At 65.4% G+C, this 23,081-nt stretch carries 18 protein-coding genes, 1 tRNA gene and 2 pseudogenes; 12 read left to right on the forward strand and 9 right to left on the reverse strand.

Features of this window, described 5'->3' with window-relative positions:
* Positions 1–40 precede the first annotated feature (40 nt).
* Complete coding sequence (locus EXE51_RS09255) at positions 41–1,921, reverse strand: cation:proton antiporter (RefSeq protein ID WP_086216522.1); 1,881 nt, start codon at positions 1,919–1,921, stop codon at positions 41–43.
* 187 nt (positions 1,922–2,108) lie between these two features.
* Entirely contained in the window at positions 2,109–3,017 is a 909-nt protein-coding gene (locus tag EXE51_RS09260) for an ADP-ribosylglycohydrolase family protein (protein WP_137692556.1), read from the reverse strand.
* A gap of 203 nt (positions 3,018–3,220) precedes the next feature.
* Here EXE51_RS09260 and EXE51_RS09265 point away from each other — a divergent pair, with 203 nt between their 5' ends.
* The 5 genes from EXE51_RS09265 to EXE51_RS09290 all read left to right on the forward strand — a co-directional run bounded on the left by EXE51_RS09265 (position 3,221) and on the right by EXE51_RS09290 (position 8,404).
* Positions 3,221–3,433, forward strand: coding sequence for a hypothetical protein (locus EXE51_RS09265; RefSeq protein WP_049931028.1), 213 nt, complete (start codon positions 3,221–3,223; stop codon positions 3,431–3,433).
* A 233-nt stretch (positions 3,434–3,666) separates the two neighbouring features.
* Positions 3,667–4,908, forward strand: coding sequence for a chemotaxis protein CheC (locus EXE51_RS09270; protein WP_049931030.1), 1,242 nt, complete (start codon positions 3,667–3,669; stop codon positions 4,906–4,908).
* 1,106 nt (positions 4,909–6,014) lie between these two features.
* On the forward strand, positions 6,015–6,311 hold the full coding sequence (locus tag EXE51_RS09280; protein ID WP_137692558.1) for a hypothetical protein: 297 nt from the start codon (positions 6,015–6,017) through the stop codon (positions 6,309–6,311).
* Between the two features lie 27 nt (positions 6,312–6,338).
* Positions 6,339–6,929 carry a TetR/AcrR family transcriptional regulator gene (locus EXE51_RS09285; protein ID WP_086216523.1) on the forward strand — a complete coding sequence of 197 codons (591 nt, stop codon included), beginning with the start codon at positions 6,339–6,341 and terminating at the stop codon, positions 6,927–6,929.
* Complete coding sequence (locus tag EXE51_RS09290; protein ID WP_086219270.1) at positions 6,926–8,404, forward strand: MATE family efflux transporter; 1,479 nt, start codon at positions 6,926–6,928, stop codon at positions 8,402–8,404. Before EXE51_RS09285 ends, EXE51_RS09290 begins: the two co-directional genes overlap by 4 nt.
* A 188-nt stretch (positions 8,405–8,592) precedes the next feature.
* Here the strand turns inward: EXE51_RS09290 and EXE51_RS09295 are convergent, their stop codons facing one another.
* On the reverse strand, positions 8,593–9,450 hold the full coding sequence (locus tag EXE51_RS09295; protein ID WP_137692559.1) for a metallophosphoesterase: 858 nt from the start codon (positions 9,448–9,450) through the stop codon (positions 8,593–8,595).
* A gap of 141 nt (positions 9,451–9,591) precedes the next feature.
* Between EXE51_RS09295 and EXE51_RS09300 the strand changes: the two genes are divergently transcribed.
* The 5 genes from EXE51_RS09300 to EXE51_RS09320 all read left to right on the forward strand — a co-directional run bounded on the left by EXE51_RS09300 (position 9,592) and on the right by EXE51_RS09320 (position 14,635).
* Positions 9,592–10,908, forward strand: coding sequence for a hypothetical protein (locus EXE51_RS09300; protein WP_137692560.1), 1,317 nt, complete (start codon positions 9,592–9,594; stop codon positions 10,906–10,908).
* 6 nt (positions 10,909–10,914) lie between these two features.
* Positions 10,915–11,733, forward strand: a complete 819-nt coding sequence (locus EXE51_RS09305; RefSeq protein WP_137692561.1) for a hypothetical protein — start codon at positions 10,915–10,917, stop codon at positions 11,731–11,733.
* A 116-nt stretch (positions 11,734–11,849) separates the two neighbouring features.
* Entirely contained in the window at positions 11,850–13,526 is a 1,677-nt protein-coding gene (locus tag EXE51_RS09310; RefSeq protein WP_137692562.1) for a hypothetical protein, read from the forward strand.
* A gap of 119 nt (positions 13,527–13,645) precedes the next feature.
* Positions 13,646–14,116: a peptidylprolyl isomerase gene (locus EXE51_RS09315; RefSeq protein ID WP_080508567.1), complete on the forward strand. Its 471-nt coding sequence runs from the start codon at positions 13,646–13,648 to the stop codon at positions 14,114–14,116.
* Between the two features lie 93 nt (positions 14,117–14,209).
* Positions 14,210–14,635 (forward strand): universal stress protein, encoded by a 426-nt coding sequence (locus tag EXE51_RS09320; RefSeq protein WP_049931046.1) that lies wholly within the window; start codon positions 14,210–14,212, stop codon positions 14,633–14,635.
* A gap of 57 nt (positions 14,636–14,692) precedes the next feature.
* On the opposite strand, the gene EXE51_RS09325 is transcribed toward EXE51_RS09320, so the two are convergent.
* From EXE51_RS09325 to EXE51_RS09335, 3 genes and pseudogenes are all read right to left on the reverse strand, one after another.
* Positions 14,693–17,353, reverse strand: coding sequence for a PAS domain S-box protein (locus EXE51_RS09325; RefSeq protein WP_137692563.1), 2,661 nt, complete (start codon positions 17,351–17,353; stop codon positions 14,693–14,695).
* Between the two features lie 701 nt (positions 17,354–18,054).
* Positions 18,055–19,103: pseudogene (locus tag EXE51_RS09330) on the reverse strand (ABC transporter permease).
* A pseudogene (locus EXE51_RS09335) lies at positions 19,100–19,729 on the reverse strand (ABC transporter permease); the annotation flags it as partial. The pseudogenes EXE51_RS09335 and EXE51_RS09330, both read right to left, overlap by 4 nt.
* 60 nt (positions 19,730–19,789) lie before the next feature.
* On the opposite strand from EXE51_RS09335, the gene EXE51_RS09340 reads away from it, so the two are divergent.
* Positions 19,790–20,701 (forward strand): SDR family NAD(P)-dependent oxidoreductase, encoded by a 912-nt coding sequence (locus EXE51_RS09340; RefSeq protein ID WP_086219278.1) that lies wholly within the window; start codon positions 19,790–19,792, stop codon positions 20,699–20,701.
* A gap of 275 nt (positions 20,702–20,976) precedes the next feature.
* Here the strand turns inward: EXE51_RS09340 and EXE51_RS09345 are convergent.
* Positions 20,977–21,051: transfer RNA gene (locus EXE51_RS09345), tRNA-Val, on the reverse strand.
* Between the two features lie 83 nt (positions 21,052–21,134).
* Between EXE51_RS09345 and EXE51_RS09350 the strand changes: the two genes are divergently transcribed.
* Positions 21,135–21,662, forward strand: a complete 528-nt coding sequence (locus EXE51_RS09350; RefSeq protein ID WP_137692564.1) for a hypothetical protein — start codon at positions 21,135–21,137, stop codon at positions 21,660–21,662.
* 12 nt (positions 21,663–21,674) lie between these two features.
* On the opposite strand, the gene EXE51_RS09355 is transcribed toward EXE51_RS09350, so the two are convergent.
* Both EXE51_RS09355 and EXE51_RS09360 read right to left on the reverse strand, forming a co-directional pair.
* Entirely contained in the window at positions 21,675–21,953 is a 279-nt protein-coding gene (locus EXE51_RS09355; RefSeq protein ID WP_137692565.1) for a hypothetical protein, read from the reverse strand.
* 73 nt (positions 21,954–22,026) lie between these two features.
* A complete protein-coding gene (locus tag EXE51_RS09360; protein WP_089308731.1) occupies positions 22,027–22,983 on the reverse strand; it encodes an alpha/beta fold hydrolase in 957 nt (318 codons plus the stop codon).
* Between the last annotated feature and the right edge of the window lie 98 nt (positions 22,984–23,081).

Here is a 23,081-nt window from a genome sequence, read left to right on the forward strand (position 1 = left end):
GTCTCGCCGAGCGCGGAGGCGCATCGTCTCCCAGCCCGGCTCAGTCGGGCTGAACCAACTCCATCCCCTCTCGGACGGCCTCGCGCCGACCGAGCAGCGTGACGTGGTCGCCGCGGTTTACCACCGTGTCCGCGCTCGGCACCGCGACCGACTCGCTGTCGCCGTCGCTGAGAACGGCGATGAGGCAGCCGTCGGGGAGCATCGGACCCACCTCGCGGACGGCCTTACCGATCAGTTCCTCGTTGGTGACCTCGATCTGTTGGACGTCGCCGGTCTCCCCGATGTCGGTCATCCAGTGGGCGAGGTCCGGTCGCTCGATCTGATTGTCGATGGCCCACGCGGCCGACATCGCGGCCGAGATCGTACTCACGCCTAGGTCTTCGAACGCGTCGACGTTGTCGGAGTTGTTCGCCTTCGCGAGGATCTTCTCGACGCCGAAGTTCGTCTTCGAGAGCTGCGCGACGAGCAGGTTCGTGTCGTCGTCTCCGGTGGCCGCGACGAGGATCTTGGCGTTCTCCGCGCCGGACTTGCGCAACACCTCCGTGTCCGTCCCGTCGCCGATTACGGCGGCGAAGCCGTCGTTGCGGAGCGATTCGACCGTCGCCTCATCTTCCTCGATGATGACGACGTTTTCGCCGCGGTCTTCGAGGCGCTCGGCGAGCGCGCGGCCCACCTGTCCGCCTCCGACGATGATGACTCTCATGGGTATCACGTTGAGGTACTGCGCGATGTACCGCGCCAGCCCGCCCTGGACGAGGGCGGTCACGAAGATGACGAGGAACACCGTCCCGATCAGCAGGTCCGCCTGCTGCGCCAGGGCGGGGTCGTTGAGCTCCGTGGCGGCCGCCCGAAGCTCGGTGGCGAACAGCGTCGCGACCGACGCGGGGATGATCCCGCGCGGCCCGATCGCGCTGATGAACAGCCGCTCGGAGAGGGTGAACCGGTCGCCGACGGTCGAGACGAACACGAGCAGCGGCCGGATCACCACCGCGACCACGACGACCACGCCGAGCCCCGCGAGCCCCACGTCGAATATCGCCGCGGGGGGGAGCTGCGCGGCAAGCGCGATGAACACGAACGCCAGCACGAGCAGCGTGATGTCGCCCTTGAAGTCGGTTATCTCCTCCTTGTATGGGATGTCCACGTTCCCGAGCGCCAGTCCGGCGGTGGCGGCGGCGGCGACGCCGGCCTCGCTCGCCAGCTGGTTTGCCCCCGCGTACGCGGCGAGCGCGCCGGCGAGGGCGAGCAGCCGTGCGTTCCGCGGCGCGGCCCCGGGCGACAGGTCGACGTACCGGAGCAGGTAGTAGAGGATGCCCGCGACGATGAGGCCGACGAGCAGCCCCTCTCCGAGGCGGAGCGCGAACCCCTGAATCAGTCCCTCGCCCGCGACAGTCGGGTTCACCGTCTCGAAGAGCACGACCGCCGTGATCGCCGCCGTCACGTCGTTGACGATCCCCTCTGTCTCCAGGACGGCTGCGACCTGATCGCGGACGGGGACCACCTCGAGGATCGGGGAGATGACCGTCGGGCCGGTGGCGACGAGCAGCGCCCCGATCACGAACGAGAGCTCCCACGGGAGCCCTTCGAGGACTCGGACGGCCACCGCGGTCCCGACCAGTGCGATGCCGGCCCCGACCGTGACGAGTCGGACCGCCGCCCGGGGCGCCTGCCGAATGCGCTCGAACTCGAGGTGGAACGCCCCCTCGAAGACGATGATCGCGACCGCGAGCCCGACGATCGCCGGGAGCGAGTCGCCGAAGCTCTCGCTCGTCACGATCCCGAGCCCCGGTCGACCGATCGTCACTCCGACGAGCAGAAAGAAGATGATACTCGGGACGCGGAGCCGAGCGGCGAGGATCTGCGCGAGGACGCCGAGTCCGATGATGCCGGCGACGAGCGGGATCAGAAACTCCTGTGACACACTCGGTCCTCCGTGCCCTGACTCACTTTTTGCTGGATTATAAGTCAGTTGGTGCGTCCCTCGGCCGCCGACTCGGCGCCGATTCGCCGCCCGTTGCGCGACGACCTGCCCCCGGACGTTCCGTTCCGCTGGCGACGTGTGGGCCGCCGGTTCACCGTCCGATCCCTGTCGAACGCCAAGAGAGGGATTACGCCGTCTCCACGAGCCGGTCCGCTATCCGTTCGAGTTCGTCAGCCTCGCCGACGGCGTCGAGCCACCGATTGGGAAGCGTCGATGCGCCGAACCGCGCACCCGCGACCGCACCCGCGATCGCCCCGATTGTATCGGCGTCTCCGCCGCGATTGACCGCGGTCACGATTGCCTCCTCGGCGCTCTCGGCGGACAGCCCGTCGTGGAGTGCCGTCCGCAGCGAATGAACGACGTAGCCCGACGTCTCCAGGTCGTCGAGCGAGTCTCCCCGAGCGAGCGGCCGAAGCGCCGTGACGAGTTCAGCGGGTGCGTCCGTACCCACGTAGTCGAGCGCATCCCGTAACGGCGCGTCCGCGTCGTCGAGGAGCCCAGCCACCGTGAGGTTCAGGATCCCGCACCCGTACGTACACCGCGGATCGGCGTGCGTGATCCGCGACGAATCCCGGCTCACCTCGACGAGTCGCTCTCGGTCCGCAGCGTACGGAACTGCGAGCGGCGCGCACCGCATCACGCTCCCGTTCCCGGCGTTCTGCCCCTCCGGGCTGTGTTCCCAGACGTGCCGGCCCGCCTCGTCCCACTCGCCGCCGTGCTTGAGTCGGCTCAACGACTTCATCGTCATCCGGCCGATGTCGAACGGGTCGCTGTCGTACCACGCGACGAACCGCTCCGCGATGTCCGCCGGATCGAACTCTCCCCGCTCGACGAGGCTCCGCGCGATACACAGCGCCTGCTCGGTGTCGTCCGTGATCGTCCCGGCGGGCTGGTTCCACGTTCCGTGGCCGACCATCTCGTCGAGTCGCCCGTAACCGGTACGGATCCCGGACGCGGACATGAACTCGACCGGCCGACCGAGTGCGTCTCCACAGGCGATCCCACAGAGGACACCGCGGGCCCGATCAACGTCCATACGTCACACGACACGAGCCCCCACGAAAAGTGTCGGGTGACGCGCACCGGCTCCGACAGCTCTCGCTCTCGCAGTCGACGGTTCTGGTCGACCCGTCCGCCGTCGGCACCGATCCGGCCGTATTCGTTCGTGGGGACGCCGGTCCCGATCCGAACCCGGATCGAAATTCAAATATCCGAACACCTGTAACAAGATATGTTCAAATGACAGAGGAAAGCAGTTCTACCCGGGTTCCCAGTCAGCCGGTCGTCGTCCAGGAGGACACCCATCAGAACGAGGTCCCGGACAACATCGACTCGGAGCTGTACTCGGCGGACAGCCCGGACAACTCGTTCCACGAGTTCACGATCGAGCGCGGAGACGAACTCGTCGAGGCGCTCCGCGACAACGGCTACACGGTGGAGTTCAGAGAGTGAAAGCCTACGGATTCTCCGACGCACAGTGAATCTCCGCAGCGGACGACGCGTCACTCCGAACGAACTGCCGAGGGTGGCCGCTTCGCGTTCATCGATGCTGCGGTTGCCGATGCTGGCTTCACTCGGCGCCCGTATAACGCGTCACCGTTCGAGGAGCTCTCAGGGTTCGCTTCCGCGGTGCGGAACGCCGGGGTAAGTGTTAAAATGCTGCCTTGTCAAATAACATACCATATATGAAGATTGAGGTTAACGCCCTCGGAGAGTTTAATCGCCTCGCTCATGACGGGTCGAAACAGGCCGCGAACTCACTCGGACAGTTGACCGGTGTCCGGCCGACGGTCGAAGCGACGAGCATCGATCTCCTCCGGCGTCGAGATATCATCGCTGACCTTCACAATCAGGATCTCATCGGCATTTCGAGCGAATTCTCCGGGGGTATCGCTGGGACAGCACTGCTCGTCTTCAACGAGGCGGGCGCGAGGACGCTCGCGAAGAGCCTTCCCGGTGACGGCGCCGAGGCGATCGGTCTCGAATCGCGGCTCACGGAACTCGGAAACATCATGCTTAGCGGGTTCATCGACGGGTGGGCGGACTATCTGAACCAGGCTATCGATCAGCGCCCACCGACGTACCTGACGGGAGGCGGGACGGACATCATCCCGGACGCGACGCCGATCGATCAGGCGTCGAATCAGGTGCTGACGGTGAACACTACGTTCGAAACGTCGAGCGCAGTCGTCGAAACGACGGCGTACGTATTCCTCGAGGAGGCGTCGTTCAGGCATATTCTCGATACCCGGCTCACCAGCGAGTCGACGCCGATACCGCTGGACAAGCTCCAGGTGTTCAGCCGAATGGCCGCGAAGGGCGGCGACACCGCAGGCGACAGCATAACGATGATGACCGGGATCGACACGTCGGTCACGGTCAGCCGCATGAGCTTCCTTCAGGTCGAACAGATCGGACCGCGACTCGGTGACGAGCAGCAGGTGGGCGTCGTTGCGAAGCTAACCGGCCTCCCCACCGGCTACGTCCTTGTCCTGTTCGACGAGCCCTCCGCCGAAACAATCGCAGAGGCGATGGGTACCGGAGCGGTCACCGACGGATTCGACGGAATTCACGAGAGCGCGATCGAAGAGATCAGCAATATCATGATCAGCGGATTCGTCGACGGGTGGGCGAACGTGCTCGGCACGTCGAACCAGCATACCCCTCCGGAGTTCGTCCACGACTTCGCGTCGGCTATCGTCGATCCGATAATGCTGGATCTCGCGACGACGCAGGAGTACGTGTTCGGGTTCGACACCCTCATTAAAACGGCTGGGGACGCCGTGAGTTGCAAAATACTCGCCCTCCCACGGGCCGAGGAGCTCAAGGAGGCGCTCGACGAACTCTCGGTCGGCGAACTGTCCGCTGACGTCGAGGCAGAAATGGAGGCCGACCCCGAGTCCCTGTTCCAAGAGCACGTCGAGTAGCGCTTTGGGTGCGGTGATGTCGTCCGAAGTCATCGCGTCGCCCAGCGGCTAACGGTCGACCCGGAAGTCACGAATCCGCCGGTGCGCTGGAACGGAGGGCGACTGGAACCACCGGCTTGAACAGGCCCGCTCATCCCGTGCGCCGGCGGCTCTTCTCGTCGTTGGCGAGATTCGTCTCCGTCACGGCGAGGTCCCGCGGCGTCGATCGTCGCACGGTGAGGTCATCTCTGCCGGTCGTCTCGCCGGCGTCGAGACTGTATTGTGCGAATTGTACACAAGCTAACGGGACCAGTTATGAACGACGTGCCAATTTTCATCGTTCACGCACACACGGGCGAGGGGGCCACTCCATTTCTCTGAGACGCGTCTGTGAGGTCGCGATCTGAGACCAAGCCGTCTCCGAGACCGGAACTCCCCGACTACGTCGAGGGAGCGGACCGGCCTACCGTGGTTTCACGACCGCATCGCAGTCCGGACACTCCGCGAAGACACCCGTATTCCCGTCCCCGTGGTCGTACTCAATGATCTTCCACGCCGCGGGGATCTCGCGGTCGCAGCTCGGGCACTGTCCGAGCGGCGCCGAGCTGTCGGTCATTAGGGGGGAAAGGGAGCGTGCGACTCTCTTTCCGTCCACCCATTCGCGGTTAGCTGGATTAAACATTCGGCAGAAATGTGTTGTAGACACACAAGCACTCGTTCGGTTCTCGCTTCGATCTATTGCTCGACAACTCCGAGGGCCCACGCGACCGTCGGCCGAGACTTCACCGGTGGGTCCCCGCTGAACAGTGAGTCACTTCGCCGTTAGGGGCGTTCGCCGGGTGCGTAGTCCGTCCGCTCTCGACACATACCTCCCGACGACCGGGCGGCCCGTCTCACGCCGGTCCAGAGACGACCGGCGGGACTCACCGATCGGGGCCGAGACTGAGTCGTATCCCGGCGAGGCCGGCAAAGAGGAGCGCCCGTCCCACCGGCCCCAGCGGAGTGGTCGGGGGCCTCGGCCCGGAGAGGCTCAGGTCCCCACCGGCGCGACGCCGACGAGACTCAGTGCGACCTCCACCCCCATCAGCTCCGGATTCATGTCGAGCGAACGATTGCGGCGACACGACGTGAAGTTTGACACGGTTTCTGTCACGCCGCCGGTGAGTGGCCTGGGTGACGCGCGGAACGCGATCGACGGGAAACGCGTACGACGCGGTCCGGTCTGTCGAGCGCCGTCGGAGTTCAACGGCGACAGCGTACCGGACGCGCTTCTAGCCACTCCGCCGGTCGGCGCCGGGTCCTGGATCACACCGAAGGTCGGCCTCGGCGATGTGATACCGCACACGACACCGATCCACTCGACTCTCGCAGTCGCAGCGACCGACTCCTCGGCTCCGCCGTCGCATCAGAAGGCCCTTAACTAATCAGTTAGTAAGTTGAGACAGAACGAAATGGGATCGGAGACAAAATCCGAGATCATCGACGCGACGAATTCGGTGCTGTGTGAGCACGGGTACGCCGGCCTCACGGTACAGAAAATCGCCGACGAGGCGTCGATGACCACCGCCGCGATCCACTACCACTTCGACACGAAAGCGGAGTTGCTGAACGCGTTCCTCGACGACCTGATCGAGCGGTTCAAGACGAAACTCACGTTCGAGGCGACCGACCCGCGCGACCGGCTCACAGCGTTCCTCGACCACGCCTTCACACCGTCGGATCCCGCCGCCGACGGCTTCCCCGTGGCGATGATGGAGCTGAAAGCCCAAGCACCCTTCCAGGAACTGTACCGGGAACGGTTCCTCGAACTCGACGACATCGTGTGCGAGGTCGTCAGGGAGATCGTCGCCGACGGTGTCGACGGCGGACACTTCGCCGAGACTGACCCGGACGAAGTCGCCAGGCTCGTCACGACGACGATCAACGGCGCACACGCCCGACACGTGGCGCTCGGTGAGCCGCTTGACGACACGCGTCGGATGCTCGAAAACACGCTGGAACTCCACCTCGGCTGGCAGCCCCGATCGGAGGTGGTCGCGTGAGCTTCTTCAAAGGCCAAGAGGAGCTCAACCTGACGGAGGGCGGCATCGTCAAACCGCTGTTTTTCCTCTCGCTTCCCATCGTCATTACGAACCTGATGCAGACCGCCTACAACCTGGCGGACACGTTCTGGCTCGGCCAGTACTCGACGGAGGCGCTGGCGGCCATCTCCTTCGCGTTCCCGATGGTGTTCCTGCTCATCTCGCTCGGGATGGGGCTCTCGGTCGCCGGGAGCGTCCTCGTCGCCCAGCACACTGGCGCCGAGGAGACGGAAAAAGCCGAGTATGCGGCCTCGCAGACGGTCTCGTTCGCGTTCATCGCCTCGGTCATCTTCGGAGCGATCGGGTATCCGTTCGTCGAGGAGTTCCTCGCGTTCCTCGGCGCCTCGCCCGAAGTCCTCCCCGGCGCGACGGCGTACATGCAGGTGGTCGCGCTGGGCTTGCCGTTCATGTTCGGATTCTTCGTGTTCATCTCGCTGATGCGCGGCGCGGGCGACACGATCACGCCGATGCTCGTCATGTTCGGGACGGTCGTCATCAACGTGATCCTCGACCCGTTCCTGATCAACGGTTGGGCGGTTGGCCCGATCGCGTTCCCGGAACTCGGAATTCAGGGCGCCGCTATCGCCACAATCTTCTCGCGGGCGCTGGCGATGCTCGTCGGCCTCTACATCATGCTGTCGGGAACGCGGGGGATTCAGATCAACGTCGCCGATATGAAGCCCGACCTCCAGTATCTCCGGAAGATCCTCCGAATCGGCGTCCCGGCGTCGATCGAGGGGACCGGTCGGGCGCTCTCGATCAACGCCCTGCTGATTGTCGTGGGGCTGTTCTCGACCTCGGTCGTCGCCGCGTTCGGTATCGGAACGCGGGTGTTCTCCGTCATCTTCCTCCCCGCGATCGCCGTCGCGCGCGGCGTCGAGACGATGACCGGGCAGAACGTCGGGGCCGGCAAGTACGACCGCGCACAGGAGGCCAACTACGTGGCCGCGAAGGGACTGTTCGGGATCCTCGGCGTCGTCGGCGTCGCCATCTTCTTCGTCCCGACACCAATCGTCTCGGTGTTCACCGACGACCCGGCCGTGCTCGATGTCGGTGCGCAGTTCCTCCGGTACGTCGCGCTCTCGTTCGGGTTCATCGGGATCCAGCGGGCGTTCACGGGCGGCTTCCGCGGCGCCGGGAAGACCCTGATCGCCGCCGCCATCTCTATCACGGCGCTCGCCGTCATCCGGCTGCCCGTTTCCTACGTGGCCTCGCAGGGCATACTCCCGACCGACCTGTGGTTCCTCGGCCAGCCCGACGTCCGGGGCATCTGGATCGCGTTCTTCGCCTCGAACGTCGCCGGGGCGGTCATCGCGTGGCTGTGGTTCCGACGCGGGACGTGGCGTGCGGGCGACGTTCGCGGGACGCCGGACCCCAGCGGCTCCGAACCGGGACCTGAACCGGACGACGCTGAGGCCACCATCGGGGACGACTGATCACTTCAGCCGTATCCGAAACGCACCGTCGACGCTTTCGGCCCCGTGGACGGTCTCGGGGCCGCGCGTCGCGGCGCTCGCCCCGTACACCGGTAGAACTGGGCAGTCGCCGCAGCGGGCGTTGTCACGCACAGACGCGGAGCGGGTCCACCTGCGCCGATCGCTCGCTACAGCGCGGCGCGCGCCGGTCAGACCGATGAGACGGAGACGGACCTGTCGGGTTTTCGGCGGACGACCTCCAGCGAATCAGCGCTCTCGATCAGGACGCCCTCGCCCCCTGCCGAGCGGTGGTTCATCCGGATGATGTTCCCGCAGACCACGTTGCCGTTCCGAACGGGGTCGACTCGCTTCGTGTGGCCGACGATCTGTGGTGGGGCCGACGGGTCCAGGTGCGTGAAGTCCAGCCAGCAGAGCCCGGCATCGGGGCCGCGGCCGCCGTCGCTGCCGAGGGCGAACACGCGGCCGTGTCGTCGTTCGAGCCGCTTCTGTACCGTTCTGTCGTCGCCGTCGACGGGCAACAGCTCGCTCGCGGCGTTCCGGACTACGTCGTTTACCCTCGTCACGTCGAACGGCTCGTTCTGTCCGGCGTGACTGTAGCGATACTGATATCCCTCGAAGGCGGCCGTGACAGCCCCCTCGCTGGCTCGCCGGAGAAACTCGCGCCGGTCCGCCGCGTCGAGGCCGGTGGAATACGCACCCGGCCACCGGACGAACGACGGGAGCAGAATAGCCAACTCGTGATTCCCTAACTGGTATCGGACCCGCCCGGGCGGGGCTTCCTCTTGGAGTCGCCAGACCATCTCGAGACACTCCTCGTTCGCCGGCCCCCGGTCGATCACGTCGCCGTTGACCACGAGTACGTAATCGTTGTCCGCCCAGTGGAGCCGGTCAGACTCATCGGCCCGTACGAGGTCCGGATACTGCCCGGAATCACCGACGGCGAGCAGCGCGCTTCGAGCGTCCGTGAGGTAGCCGTGGATATCACTGACGTGTACGATCAACGGGTCGCCGGAGGTTCGTTCGACAGTAGCGGGCGGAACACTCATCTCGGTACACCTTGGTCTTCGACCCCCGAAGTCGTTTGGTGGAGATCGAGCGGACCGTGGGTGATGTAGCGTGATTTATTAGCGTGACTCTCTCAGGTTGAGCAGACCACGTGACGACGTGCTGTTGGGTAGAGTATCATCATGGACCGAACGGACTTGACGCCGGACCCGAACGAGCTGCTCGAGGCGGCGCTCACAGATCCCGAATCGTTCGACGCCGCGCGGACCGCGCGGGTCGTGGCGCAGCTCGAGCACGACGACGAGGAAGTTCAACGAGCCGCGTCGTGGGCACTTCGATTCGTGTCCGCGGAGACGCCCGAACTCGTCGACGCCTGTGCGGGACGGTTCCGACGAGCGCTTCGCGATCCAGCGGCCCGGTCGGTCGCGCTTCAGACCCTCGCGGTGCTCGATGACCACAACCAGGAGGCGGTCGCCGAGATCATCGATGGGGCGGTCGAAGCCGGGTTGATTGACGAGTCACTTGCCATCCGGACTGTCGCCGGCTATCAACCCCCCGAGTTCGAATCCGGCGGGTCAGTGATCGCGGACGAAGGGGACGAAGCGATCTCACCGACCGAACCCGCCGTCGCGGCGGACCGAGAGGAGTCGACCGGCTCCGCGGACGGCGAGGACGCGTCGCCGACGCCCGGACATCCCCCAAACGAGCCCCCTGCGAAGCCACCCCGACTCGACCGATCGCTGACCGAACACAGGTCAAGAGAGGCTGCTGAAGCAGCCGGCGATTCAGACGCCGAGCGCATCCAATTCGCGACGAGCGGGCGCGAATTCACAGCGACGTGCCGCCGGGGTGTGATCGCCAGCGGTATGCATGACGACGCCTTTCGGGACGCGATCGAGCGGTGGCGTCGGATCGACGATCATGACGCTGTCGCACGCGTCGTCGACGCCGGAACGCGCCCCGTACCGTGGCTCGTCTCTGAGCGGGGCGCACCGGGGCTCCTCACCGAGAGAGAGACGCCGGTCTCACCGGCTGAAGCCAGGTGGATTCTGTTACAGATCGCCGACGCGGTTCAGTACGCACACGCTGCGGGCGTGCTTCACGGTGCGATGTGGCCGGGCGTGATTACTGCGGTCAACGCCGTCGAAGACCCTGACGCGTGGGCCTTTCCGCGGGTCAGCGACTGGGGACTGCGGGAAGTGTTCGGGCCGGAGACTACGTTCTCCGAGATACCCGACTCGTACGCGGCACCGGAACACGTCGCTCCCGATCGATTCGGCGGGGTCGACACTGCGACCGACATCTACGGGCTCGGTATGATCGGGCACGAGCTACTGACGGGCGCCGCGCCGATCCGCGACGACGGGACCGTTCACACGCGAGACGTCGTGACCGGTATCCCCGAAGGACTGTCCACAGTCCTGCTGAAGTCGCTGAGAACAGCGAAGATGGAGCGATACGCCTCTGTGGCAGCGTTCAAACGAGACTTGTTATCGTGACCAGCAATGCGTGACCGCGTCGTCGAACGTGGCGGGAACGAACTGATGACGGCGACTCTCGGGTCGAGCGCGTTAGAGCCGGGACCAGCGGTCGTTAGTACCTCGTCACCGGTACTCGGGGTCAGCGTCACTCGGTTCGTCGCCCTCGTCCTCGTGCTGGCCGCGTGCCTCGGAACGGCGCGGTACGCGCTGGTAACAGCGCGACACGAACCGCATGACACGCTCGTGTGGCGGTACGTCGCGTTGTCGACGGCCGTCGGTGGAGTGTTCTCGGCGCTGTTGCTGGCCGAGACGACTCGCCCGGCAGTTGGAACGGTTCTCGTCGCGTTCAGACTCCTTTCACAGTTGTTCTTTGCCGTCTTCCTCGCCTTGTCACTCCGAGAACTGTACTACGCTCAGCCCGCGACATCGACCGAGGGAACCCGGATCTCGCTGTCGACGGCCCGACGGATCGAGACTGGATTCATGCTGCTCGCCTTAATCCAGTTCCCGCTCGTTGTCTGGCTCGGGCCGACGGTGGTCGCGGAGGTGATCGTCGCGACCGCGGCCGGTGCGTTCACCGTTTACGGGGTCTCGTTCGGACAGGCGATTCGGGCGCGTCGGCTGACGCACGGGACCGTCCTCGATGCCACCGTCACCTACGTGATCGCCGTGCTGATCTGTGTGGGGACGGTGAGCGTTATACAGGGCGCCACCGTCACCTCGCTCCCGGCGCCGGCAATCCGAGGGGCCGTCAACGTGCTCTTGGTGATGATAGGGACCTTCCTGATTAGTCTCATTATCAGGCTCAAGCGGAGCGCCGACGCAGCCAGCGCTAGTGCCTGACGACCGGAAACTGCTCGGCAGCACGGAGCGGGACGCGCGGGGAAAACGACAGCAGGTGACGCCACGCTCGAAGGCGAGCGTTTACGTCGGAAGACGCCAAGGGTAAGTCAACACATATGGTAGCCAGCGACACACGGTCTGTCGACGAGCTAGAGCGACGCGTCGAGGCGATCGCCGCGACGGAACCGGCTGAGAGGAGCCCGGACGATCACGCGCGATTGACCGACGCCCTCGTCGCGCTCGCCGACGCCTACGGCGAACGCGGAGCGTTCGACGCTGAGGCCGAGACGATCGCGCGGCTGGACCGGCTCCGCGGCCACGGCGGAGCCAACGACACGGCGGTCCACCTCGCGAACGCCCTCGCGAACGCGACGAGCGTGCGGGACCGTGACGACCTCTACGAGACCGCGATCGACCCCGGCCGCATCGAGGCGTACCGAGACCGAATCCAAACGCTGTACGACCGCCGCCCCGAGCCGGCGATCGCGGCGCCGCTGGCTCGGGCGACCGCCGAGACGATCCACGCGAACGGGAAGGGGGATCGCCGCGATCGGATCGAACCCCTGGTTGACCGTCTCGAAACGCTGTACGACGCGCATCCCGAGCCGGACGTCGCGGCCGCGCTGTTGCGGGCGTACGCTCACGCGGAACTGTACCTCGGCGAGGAACCCGAGAGCGAGGAGACCGCTGACGTGCCGCTGGGCCGCAGCGCCGGCGCCGACACGGGCGACGACCATCCCGATTCGGCGGTCGAAGGTGACCGCGTCGCCCGCGCGGAGGAGCTGTTTCGAACCCACCCGGACGGCGACGTCGCCGCCGGCCTGGCCGGCGTCCTCGCCGGCCGAACAAACGCCGACGCCAAGCGGACGGACGTCGAAGCGATCGAGGACCGGATCGGTCGGATCGAAGCGCTCGCCGACCGGTACCCGGCCCGGGAGGAGTCGATCACCCGCTGGCTCCCGGTCGCGACGGCGAACGCCGCGCGCGCCGGCTTCGAGGCGGCCGACATCAGTCGGGTCGAACACTGGGCGAGCGAGACGGCCGCGCACCACGAGCGACTCTCGACGCCGTCGAGTGCGACGTGGGCGGCGGTGGCGGCGTTCTTCTCCGCGCGGGCGTCGTTCTTCGACGGCGACATCGACGCGGGCGAGACGAAGCTCGAACGCCTCGAAGCGCTCGAAGACCGGTACGAGAACCCGGTGTTCGCACACTGGCTCGGCCGGGCAATGTTCGACGCCGCCCGGAGTTACGTCGAGAACGACCGATCCGAGCGCGCCCGCGAGATGGTCGACGAGCTGTCCGAGTTCGCGGTGGGCCACCAGGACCGCGAAGAGATCGAGGCTGGGCTGGAGGCGCTCCGCTCGCACGCGCCGCACCTGTTCGACGAGCCCGACGACTCGGGTGGCGAGGCCACGGACTCGGTCGAAGTGACCGCCGGGCCGGTCGCCACGGACGACGGCCCGGACGAAACGCCGAGCGAGACGCGGCCGGACGGCGTCTCTCGCGAACCGGACGAGACGAGTGCCACCCCCGACGCAGACGAGGCCACCGCGGCCGACCGGGGCGGATCGACGGCCGACTCGGCGGACGACGACTCGACGGACGCGCCGGGGTGTGGGAACTGCGGCGACGACGGCTGCGGAAACTGCGGCACGGGCGACGACCTGAAGGAGCCGGCGTCCGGTCCGGTGCTCGCTGCCGTCGGTGCGGCGGTAGTCTTCGTCGGGGTCTCCGTTGCGTACACGCTGTACCGCGCACAGCGCGCGCTCCGGCGGTCGGTCGGATCGCAGTGACGAAGCGAGCTACCCGTCGGCGCCCGCCCTGACCGCCGACACGGCGACGCCGCACTGTGCCGCACCGGCTCCTGTCGCGCAATGCCACAGACTTTCCGTGCGGCGCTGTTCAAACGCGTATGACGATCGATACCGGCGATTCCGTGACGATCGAGTATACGGGCCGACTCGACGACGAAACAGTGTTCGACACCACCCGGCAGTCCGTCGCCGAGGAGGCGGGGCTCGCCGAAGCGCAACCCGACAGAGAGTACACGCCGTTGACGGTCGAAATCGGGGCCGAGCAGGTCATCGAGGGGATGGAGGAGGGACTGATCGGCTTAGAGGCGGGAGACACGGAGACGCTGACGATCCCGCCGGAGAAGGCCTACGGCGAACCCAGCGAGGAACACGTCCAGGAGTTCGAGACCGCGGAGCTCAGAGAGATGCTCGGCGGACAGACGCCGGAGGAGGGCTCGTATCTCGAGGCTCAGAACGGGAGTCAGGGAGAGGTCGTTCACGTCGACGAGGAGATCGTTCGGGTGGACTTCAACCCCCGCCTCGCCGGCGAAACGCTGACGTTCGACGTGGAGATCATCGAGGTCAACTGAGTCCGACTGAGGTGTCGGTGGCCGCCGCACACGGAGAGCCGCACCTCGGGAACGTCCCCCACGAGTTATGTTCGTCTGGGAGACAGTTCCGTTGTGAACGACGAGCTCTTCGAACGCATTCTCGTCCCGATAGCGAGTCCCGAAGACGCGGAGGCGACGGCGCGTGCGATCCGGCCGCATCTCGACGCGGGGACCACGCTCATCGTGACACACGTCACGCGGGGGACCGACGCCGAGACGACGATCAAGACCGGTCGAGACCAGTTCGCCGGGGCGACCTACGAAACGTTTTCGGACATCCTCTATCGCCGCGACCTCGAGTTCGAGTGGGTGACGCTCGAAGCGCGCGAGGTCACGGAGGCGCTCGTCGACGCGGTCGAGATGACCGCGGCGACGGTGGTCGCCTTCACGCCGCGCGACATGGACACGTGGAAGCAGACGCTGGCGGGCGACCCCGGGAACCGACTCATCCGGGAGGCGGCCGTACCGGTGATGGTCTTCCCCAACCAGCAGTCCTGAGAGGCCGTGCCGCTCCGCGTCGCGGGGCGACGCCTCGGGAGCTGAACCCGCGACGGGTCACTCCGAACTGAACTCGACGCCCGTGACTTCGAACCGGGCGCCGTCCCGAGCTCCGGTAGTCACCCGGATGTCCCATCCGTGTGCTTTCACCACCTGATTCACGATGTGTAGTCCGAAGCCGGTCCCGTTTCGCGTGGTGGAGTAGCCGGGTTCGAACACGCTGTCACGGTTCTCTTCCGGAATCCCCACACCGGTGTCTTCGACGTAGAACCCGTCGTCCAGTTCCCCGACGGTAACCGTCACGTCCTCGCCGCCGTGCTCGATCGCGTTACTGATGAGATTTTCGAACAACTGGCGAAACCGACTTTCATCGGCACGAACACTCCGGCTGATAGCCGTTTTGAGCGTCGCCTCAGTGGTAGCGACCGTCCGCCAGCAATCGCTGGCTACATCCGCCGGGTTCACTCGCTCTAACTCGCCCATCTGTTCTCCGACGCGAGCGAGCGCAAGCAGATCGTCGATCAAGTCCTGCATCCGCTCGTGAGACCGGCGCACCGCGTCGATATGCTCACCGTCGTACTCCTCTCGTACCAACTCCAGTCGGCCCTTCGCGACGTTCAGGGGGTTCCGTAGGTCGTGCGAAACTATCGACGCGAACTGGCTCAACTGCTCGTTCTGATCTCGGAGCTGTTCCGTCGTCCGCTTTCGCTGGAGTTCCACCGTCACCCAGTTGCTCATCAGGTCAACCAGCGTCTCCTCCCAGTCCGTGAACCGATCGGCCCGGGCCGCAGTGTCGTAGAAACAGAACGTCCCGTACACGTCACCGGTGTCGAACACCGGGGCTCCGATGTACGACGAAATCCCCCACTCGGTGAATCCCGCCCGGCCGGTCTCCTCGGGCGCATCCCGTTCGACGTCGCCGATCACGACCGTCTGTCTGGTGCTCGCTACTAGTTCACAGTTCGTCGCCGAGACCGGAACTACGTCGCCGGGCTGGATCGTCTCACGGTCCGTGTCGACGAACTCGAAGACGTATTCGTCGTCGTGAATGCTCGAGAGGGTCCCGTACTCGGTTCCTAACTCCCTCCGACCGAGCCGCAGAAGCGCTTGTACCTTCTCGTCAAACGACAGATCCGGGTCCGAAGTGACGTCGTACAGTTCGTGAAGCGCCCGCTCTCGTTGCTTCCGCTCAGTAATGTCGTGAACGGCCCCTCGGAGCGTCGTGACTTCACCGTTTTCGACGTGAGGGTCGCCGCGGATCTCCATCCACCGATCCTCGCCGTTAGACCGCTGGAGGCGGGCCTCTATCGCGAACGATTCCCCGTGAGTAAGTGCGTTTTCGACCGCGGCTTCAACCCTCGGCCGGTCTTCCTCGACGTAGATGTCGACGACGTCCTCCAGTGAGGGCGCTCGGTCGCCCTCCCAGCCGATGAGCTCGAACAGGTGGTCGGACCAGAACGCGTCTCCCGTCTTCGGGTCGACCTCCCAGCCGCCGACATCGGCGACCCGTTCCGTGTGATCGAGGAGTTCGACGACGCGATCAAACTCACGCTCGCGTTCTCGCCGCTCAGTTATATCCGAGGCGATACCGACGGTCCGATACACTTCTCCGGCCTCGTTTTTCACCGGAACGGCCCGGTCGTACACCCATCGCGTCTCTCCGTTCGGCCGGACGATGCGGTACTCCTCCTCGTAGGAGCCAGTCGACTGCGGATCGAGGATCTCTTCGACTCGGTCTCGGTCCTCCGGATGGATGGCGTCCGCAAATGACTGCGGGTCCTCGTACAGCGCGTCGGGCGACCGGCCCCAAATCTCCTCGTACGCGGGGTTGACGTAGAGCACTTCTCCCTTCGTCGGGTCGGTCATCCAGACCATTTCCTGGATGTTCTCGGCCATCTGCCGGAACCGCCGTTCTCGCTCTCGGAGTTCGTCTTCCATCCGAACACGCTCCGAGATGTCTCGGAGAACGCCGACGAACTTGCGTTCGCCGCCTTCCTTGAACGTGCTGAACGATATCGAGACCGGCACCTCGTGTCCCTCTCGATGCTGGGCGGAGAATTCGATCGCCGTCCAGTCCAGCGACCGGTCGTTCGTCTCCAGGAACCGCTCCATTCCCTGCCGGTGGCCGTCTCGATACCGCTCCGGTATCAAGGTGAACAGCGAGTCGCCTCTGAGGGTCTCCGGGTCGTACCCGAACAGGTCTTCGGTCGCTTGGTTTACGAACTGGATCGTGTTCGTGGAGTCGACGGTGAGGATGGCGTCGCTTGAGTTTTTGGCGATCGCCTCGAGGCGCCGCTTGGTCCGTTCGGCCTCCCGCTCGGCTCGCCACTTGTCGACAACGTTTCGGATCCGATTGGCCAGAACGGCGTACTGATCGGTGCCGACTCCCTTCTGTAAATAATCCGTAACGCCCGCCGAAATCGCATCGCTCGCGATGTCCTCGCTTCCTTTCGCCGTGAACAGTATAAATGGAAGATCGGCGTCCCGCTCGCGAACGGCTTCGAGAAGTTCGATCCCGTTCCGCTCCGGCATGTCGTAGTCGGAAACAACGCAGTCGATGTCCGTTTCAGCGAGTGTGTCGAGTCCGTCACTCGCGCTCCCCGCGGATACGACCTCGAAATGACTGTCCTCTCTTCGAAGATAGGTACTGACCAATTCCGCAAGGTCGGGATCATCGTCGACATGTAAAATGCGGATTGAGTTCACTTTCTCGCTCATGTGACGCCTTACTGTTAGATATATAATTACATAGTAATAAGTACCCTATAGAAATGTAACTGAACGTGAACCAAGACGCAGCACTCGGGTAGTGTTTATGAGCGAATGTCGGCCTCGCGCCTCCGGTCTCGACCGTGGTATTGACATCCTCCTCCGCGTAAACGCGGAGGAATCCCGAGCGGTGGGAGTTTCAGGTTTCCAGTCCGATCACCGGACTACCACACCTTTCGGGCACGGGTAGTCCCACAGCGTCGATGTGGTGGACTGCTGGCGGTGCCAAGCCGCCGTTACCCCTATCCTCGACCATGTATGGCGTCCCAATGTTGTTTTTGCCACGGGGGCGCCAGCAGGCGTCAGCGGAGTTGGGGATATCGTGTCGCGTGCTTTGAGCGGTCGGCACAGACACACCCTTCGAGGATGTAGCGTTCACCGACTACCCTTTCAGATACTGTCTCGTTACGCGGGCGGACAGGCCGCCTCTGAAGGACGGTCCGGAATCCGCTCCGTTCCGACCGATTCCTACCTTCAGATAGAGCGGCCTGTCAGTTAAATCTCCGTCTGTGAAACTCTGTACAGACGTTCGGCTAGTGGATAGCTTCCCACCATGTCGGCTTCATCACCCGCCTAAAGGCGGGTGTATTCGCCTTGCCGTCTCTATAACCGTGATCAGACACCGAGAACGGGCACTCGCCCGTCGGTGCTCACTCCTCGCTCTCGTACGTCTCGCCGACGGCGGAGGGGGTCCGCGTGGAGCCCCAGATCGTCAGGACGAGGATCACGCCGGCGTACGGGAACAGATTAACCAGCCTGTTCGGGACGTTGATGCCGACCGTCTGTAGCTGGATCTGTAACATGTCCAAGACCCGAACACGAGCGCTGCGGCGGCCGCTCCGAGCGGGTTGTAGTTCCCAAACAGGTAGGCGACGATGCCGATCCAGCCGCGGCCGCTGACCATCGTGTCACCGGTGCCGGTGAACGACCCCGCCTGTGCGAGCAGTACCGCGCCGCCGAGGCCGGCCATGACGCCGGAGAAGATCACTGCCGCGTATCGAACACGCGTCAGGTCGACGCCGGCCGTGTCGAGCGCTTCCGGGTTCTCCCCGGCCGCTTGGATCCAGTATCCGTACCTCGTGTCGTTGAGGAACTTCCACGCGGCCACGGCCACGACGGCCGTGATCATCACGAGCGGTGACGCGTCGAAGAGGATCCGACCGAGCACGGGGACGTCTGCGAGCACGGGGATAGCCAGGTTGTCGATGCTCTCGAGGCTCGGGCTGTTTCGGCTGTCCCAGACGAGCACCGCCATGAACGGCCCGAAGCCGAGCCCGACGAACCAGAGCGCCAACCCGGCGACGATCTGGTCCGCCTCGTATCTGATCAACAGGATCGCGAACAGCACTGCGAACGCGAGACTGACCAGCACCGAGGCGAGGATCGCGAGCCAGATATCGCTCTGCCCCGGATCGCCCCCGCTGATGATCCACATCGTCGTTGCCGCGGTCGCCGCCCCGAAGATCATGAACCCCTCGACGCCGATGTTGAAGACGCCGCTCTTCTCGGCGTAGAGACCGCCGATGGCCGTCAGCGCGATCGGTGTCGCGGATTGAAGCGAGCGCTCCACGAACCCGATCGTGACGATCTCGACGATCGGTAGATCCAGCGCGACGGCCACCGCGACGGCCGCGGCGACGAGGGCGGCACCGTCCCCGATCCGGAGTCGGTTGCCGTCTGCGTAGCCCGCGAGACTCATCGGCGGTCACCCCCTACCCCGGTCCGCACGGCGGCCGTCCGGAACAGTTCCGGCACGGCGACGAAGAGGATGACGAGCCCGATGACCCCGTCGATGAGCTGTACCGGAAGGTCGGTGTAGATCCCGATGTGGGATCCGGCGGACTCGAGGCCGCCGAAAAGTAGTCCCGCCGGGACGATGCCGATCGGGTTGTTCGCGGCGAGCAGGCTCACGGCGATCGCGTCGAACCCGTACGTCCCGATGCCGCTCAGGTCGGTGTAGCAGCCTTGGATCATAATTGCGAACACCGCGCCGGCGATTCCCGCCATCATCCCCGAGAGGGTCATCGTCGAGACGACGGTCCGTTCGGCGTCGACGCCCGAGTACGTCGCCGCCGACTCCTGGTGGCCGCTCGTCACTATGTCGTATCCGAATCGGCTGCGCTCCACCACGACGGAGATCACGACGACGGTCGCGAGCGCGATTCCGGGCCCGACGATCGAGAAGCCAGAAGTGTCGAACACGACGCCGGGTAGGGAGACGTACTCCGGAATTCGCTCCGTGTTCGGGGCCGCGTTGCCTTCGCCACGGAACGGGTTCTGGACCAGCCACCCCACCACCCCGACCGCGATGAAGTTCAACATGATTGGACGTGTCGCCAGCCCCCGGGCAGACGGCCTCAAGTGCCTATAGGACGAATGGTTCGTATGACTACGCAGCCCGAAGCTATCGCGGGCGTTGCGGACGTGGACTGTTCCGAAACGCGAGCGCTCGTGACCGGTTCGACGAGCGGCATCGGCCGCGCTGCGGCGCTCGCGTTGGGGCGTCTCGGTGCCGATGTCATCGTCCATGGTCGCGATCAGGAGGCCGGGGCGGCGGTCGTGAACGAACTCGACGCGCTCGGGTCAGACGGTCAGTTCGTTCGGGCCGATTTCGCTGACCCCGACGCCGTCCGAGAACTGGCCGCGACCGTCCGCCGGACGACTGACGGCCTTGACCTCCTCATCAACAACGCGGGCGGCTTCTTCCGAAGCGGGCGGCTCACCGACCTCGGCGTCGAGTACACGTTCCACGTCAATCACCTCAGCCCGTATCTGTTGACCGCGGAGCTGCTCGACCATCTCACCGCCGGCAGTCGAATCGTCACGACGGCCTCGGCCGCGCACCAGGGGACGTCACTGGACCTCTCGCGGGTTCAGACGCTCGACGAGTACTCCGGCATGTGGGCGTACAGCCACTCGAAGCTCGCGAATATTCTCTTCTCGAGTGAACTCGCTAGACGGCTCGACGCCGCCGACCGGGACGTTGTCTCGAATAGCATCCATCCCGGTGCGATCCCGGGAAGCGGGTTCAGTCGGTTCCTCCCTGGACCGATCCCCCGCGTCCTCGAAGCGCTCGATGGTCTGCCGATCGTCACGAGCGTTGCCGAGGGGGCGGCCGAGATTCTGGTGCCCGCCCTCTCGCCGCGGACAGCGACGATCTCTGGACGATACTTCAGCGATCAACGGCCGACACAGCCGTCCGCTCCGGCACAGGGCACCTATGCGGCGCAGCGTCTCTGGAATGCGAGCGCGGATCTGCTCGGGATAGCTACGCCCCTCGCAGAGGGTGCCGAATGAACTGGGCGTTTGCGACAGTACGATATCCACTTCGTCTTTAGAAGCATTCAACAGAGCCACGTTTGCTAGCTGATAGAGGACCATGGCGGCTGTGACCGATCATTGGTTGTTACTGTCGGTTTGTGACTTTGTGCTGACAAGAATTACAGACTTATTTTGATCGAAGGGCCTGACCGACCCAGTACACTGAACACAGATAGCTGGAAAGAGAGCTATCTCCCCAGACTGAATGACACAGCGAAGGCTGTCTACTTCAGAAACCGCAGGAAGACGCATGGGTTGGGGCGGATTCGAACCGCCGGCCTGCTCCGTGTGAAGGAGCCGTCATAACCTAGCTAGACCACCAACCCGCTCACCTCGAGGTATCCGACCTCCGGACTTAAGAGTTACCTTACGCGGAAAGTACATCCCGGACCCGCTCGGATCCCCCGCCGTGACCCACGAACTCCGGTTCCTCGAACGGGTCCGACAGAGCGTCGCGAGCCTCCTCCACGCGCCCCTGTCGCTCCTCGGGCTCTACGCCGAGCGCGAGACGCCGCGCGAGCAGTACGCGTTCACGCTCCGCCAGCCGTTTCCCCTCGTCGAAGCGCAGCTCCACCGGCTCGGGTTCGTCCGCAACCTCGTCTCCTCGCTGAAGTACCGCGACTACGAGACGCCGCCCGAGACGACCGTCGCGAGCTGGGCGTGGTACCCCGAGGGGGCGCTCGCCAGCGACGACCAGCTCCACCTCGCGCTGTACGTCGGCCCCGACCGCTCGACCACGGACGTGTACGCCCACTGGGAGCCGTCGTGGATCCGCCACCCGGTCCGGCACTACCGCGCGACGGAGGTCGACGCACAGCGGGGCATCGAACGGGTGCGGTCGCTGTTCGAAGAAGCGGGCATCGAGTACGCGGTGGTTCCCGCTGACGAACGGATCGGTGGGGACGAAACCGCCGGAGCGGAGCCGCCGACCCGATAGGACGCGGCGCGACTACTCGGCGGCGGTGTCCTTGCCGCGGTACTCCGCGACGCGCTTCCGGGCGGACGCGACCGCCTCGCGGGCCTCGCCCTCGGCGCGCTCTTCGAGGTCCTTCAGGTCCGCTTGGAGCTTGTCCAGCCGCGACGGCTCCGGCTCTGGTTCCTCGTCTTCCCGGCCGACGAGCTCCTTCACGCGGGCTTCGACCGGCTCTAACTCTTCTACCACGCCCGCCTTCGCGTGTTCGGTCGCCCGACCCAGGTAGTACCGCGCGTCTTCGAAGTGTTTGCTCATATCTGTCCCTTGGCCGAGGGCAGATATAACCTTTGTGGCGACTCGGCGGGGACAGTATTCGAAACGGCCGGTCTCACTCGCGCGCGCCCGGCGGGAGAGGGTCGGCGTGGTCCGCGATCGCCTCGGCGACGCGGTGCGGGTGTTCGTGGACGACCCAGTGGCTCGCCTCCTCTATCGCGAGCAGGCGACCGTCGGCGCAGCGGTCGACGCTCTCGTTGGCCAGTCGGCGCGCGAGGAACTGGTCCTGCGCGCCCCAGATCACGAGCGTCGGGACGGCCACCTCCCTCTTGATCGGCTCGGGGCGGTCGCGCACGATCGCGCGGTACCAGTTCACCATCGCCTCGAACGCGCCGTCGCGGTTCCACGCCCGGCGATACCGGCGCAGGTCCTCGTCGGTGAAGGTGCCGGGTGCGCTCGTGTCCCGCAGCGCGTTCGTCGCGAGCCGCCAGTTCCCCGCGCTGGCGACCGCCTCGGGCAGTTTCGGGAGCTGGAACGCGAGCATGTACCAGCTCTTGAGCCGCTGGTCCCACGACCCCCGGAGCGCCTCCTCGAACACCGTCGGATGCGGGACGTTGACCGCGACCAGCTCCGAGAGACGGTCCTCGTGGTGGAGAGCGAGCCACCACGCCACCGCGGCCCCCCAGTCGTGCCCCGCGACGGCGGCCGTCTCGCGGTCGTATGCGTCGATCAGGTCGACGACATCGCGCGAGAGTTCGCCGATCCGATAATCGCGCACCGCCGACGGCTTCGCCGAGAGGTTGTAGCCGCGCTGGTCGGGGACTACGACGCGGTAGCCGGCGTTCGCGAGCGGGACGACCGCCTCGTGCCAACCGTACCAGAACTCGGGGAACCCGTGGAGCAGCACGAGGAGCTTCCCGTCCTCCGGACCGGCCTCGACGGCGTGAAGTGTCGCACCGCTGGTCTCGATCGCCCTGGACTCGGCGGGGATCGACTCGGGAATCTCGTCGTCGGGGACCGACTCCGGCAGCGCCGCGGCGTCGACCGGTCCGCTCTGTGGCGTCTCGCGCATGGTCGGGTCGAGGAGCGGGACGGGCAAATAGCTACGCTCGACGCGGGCGCACACGCACCCACGGACTGCCGCGCTCCGGGAGATGGGAGGGATCGAAA

This window comes from Halorubrum sp. CGM5_25_10-8B, assembly GCF_005435095.1.
GTDB classification, from domain to species: Archaea; Halobacteriota; Halobacteria; order Halobacteriales; family Haloferacaceae; genus Halorubrum; species Halorubrum ezzemoulense.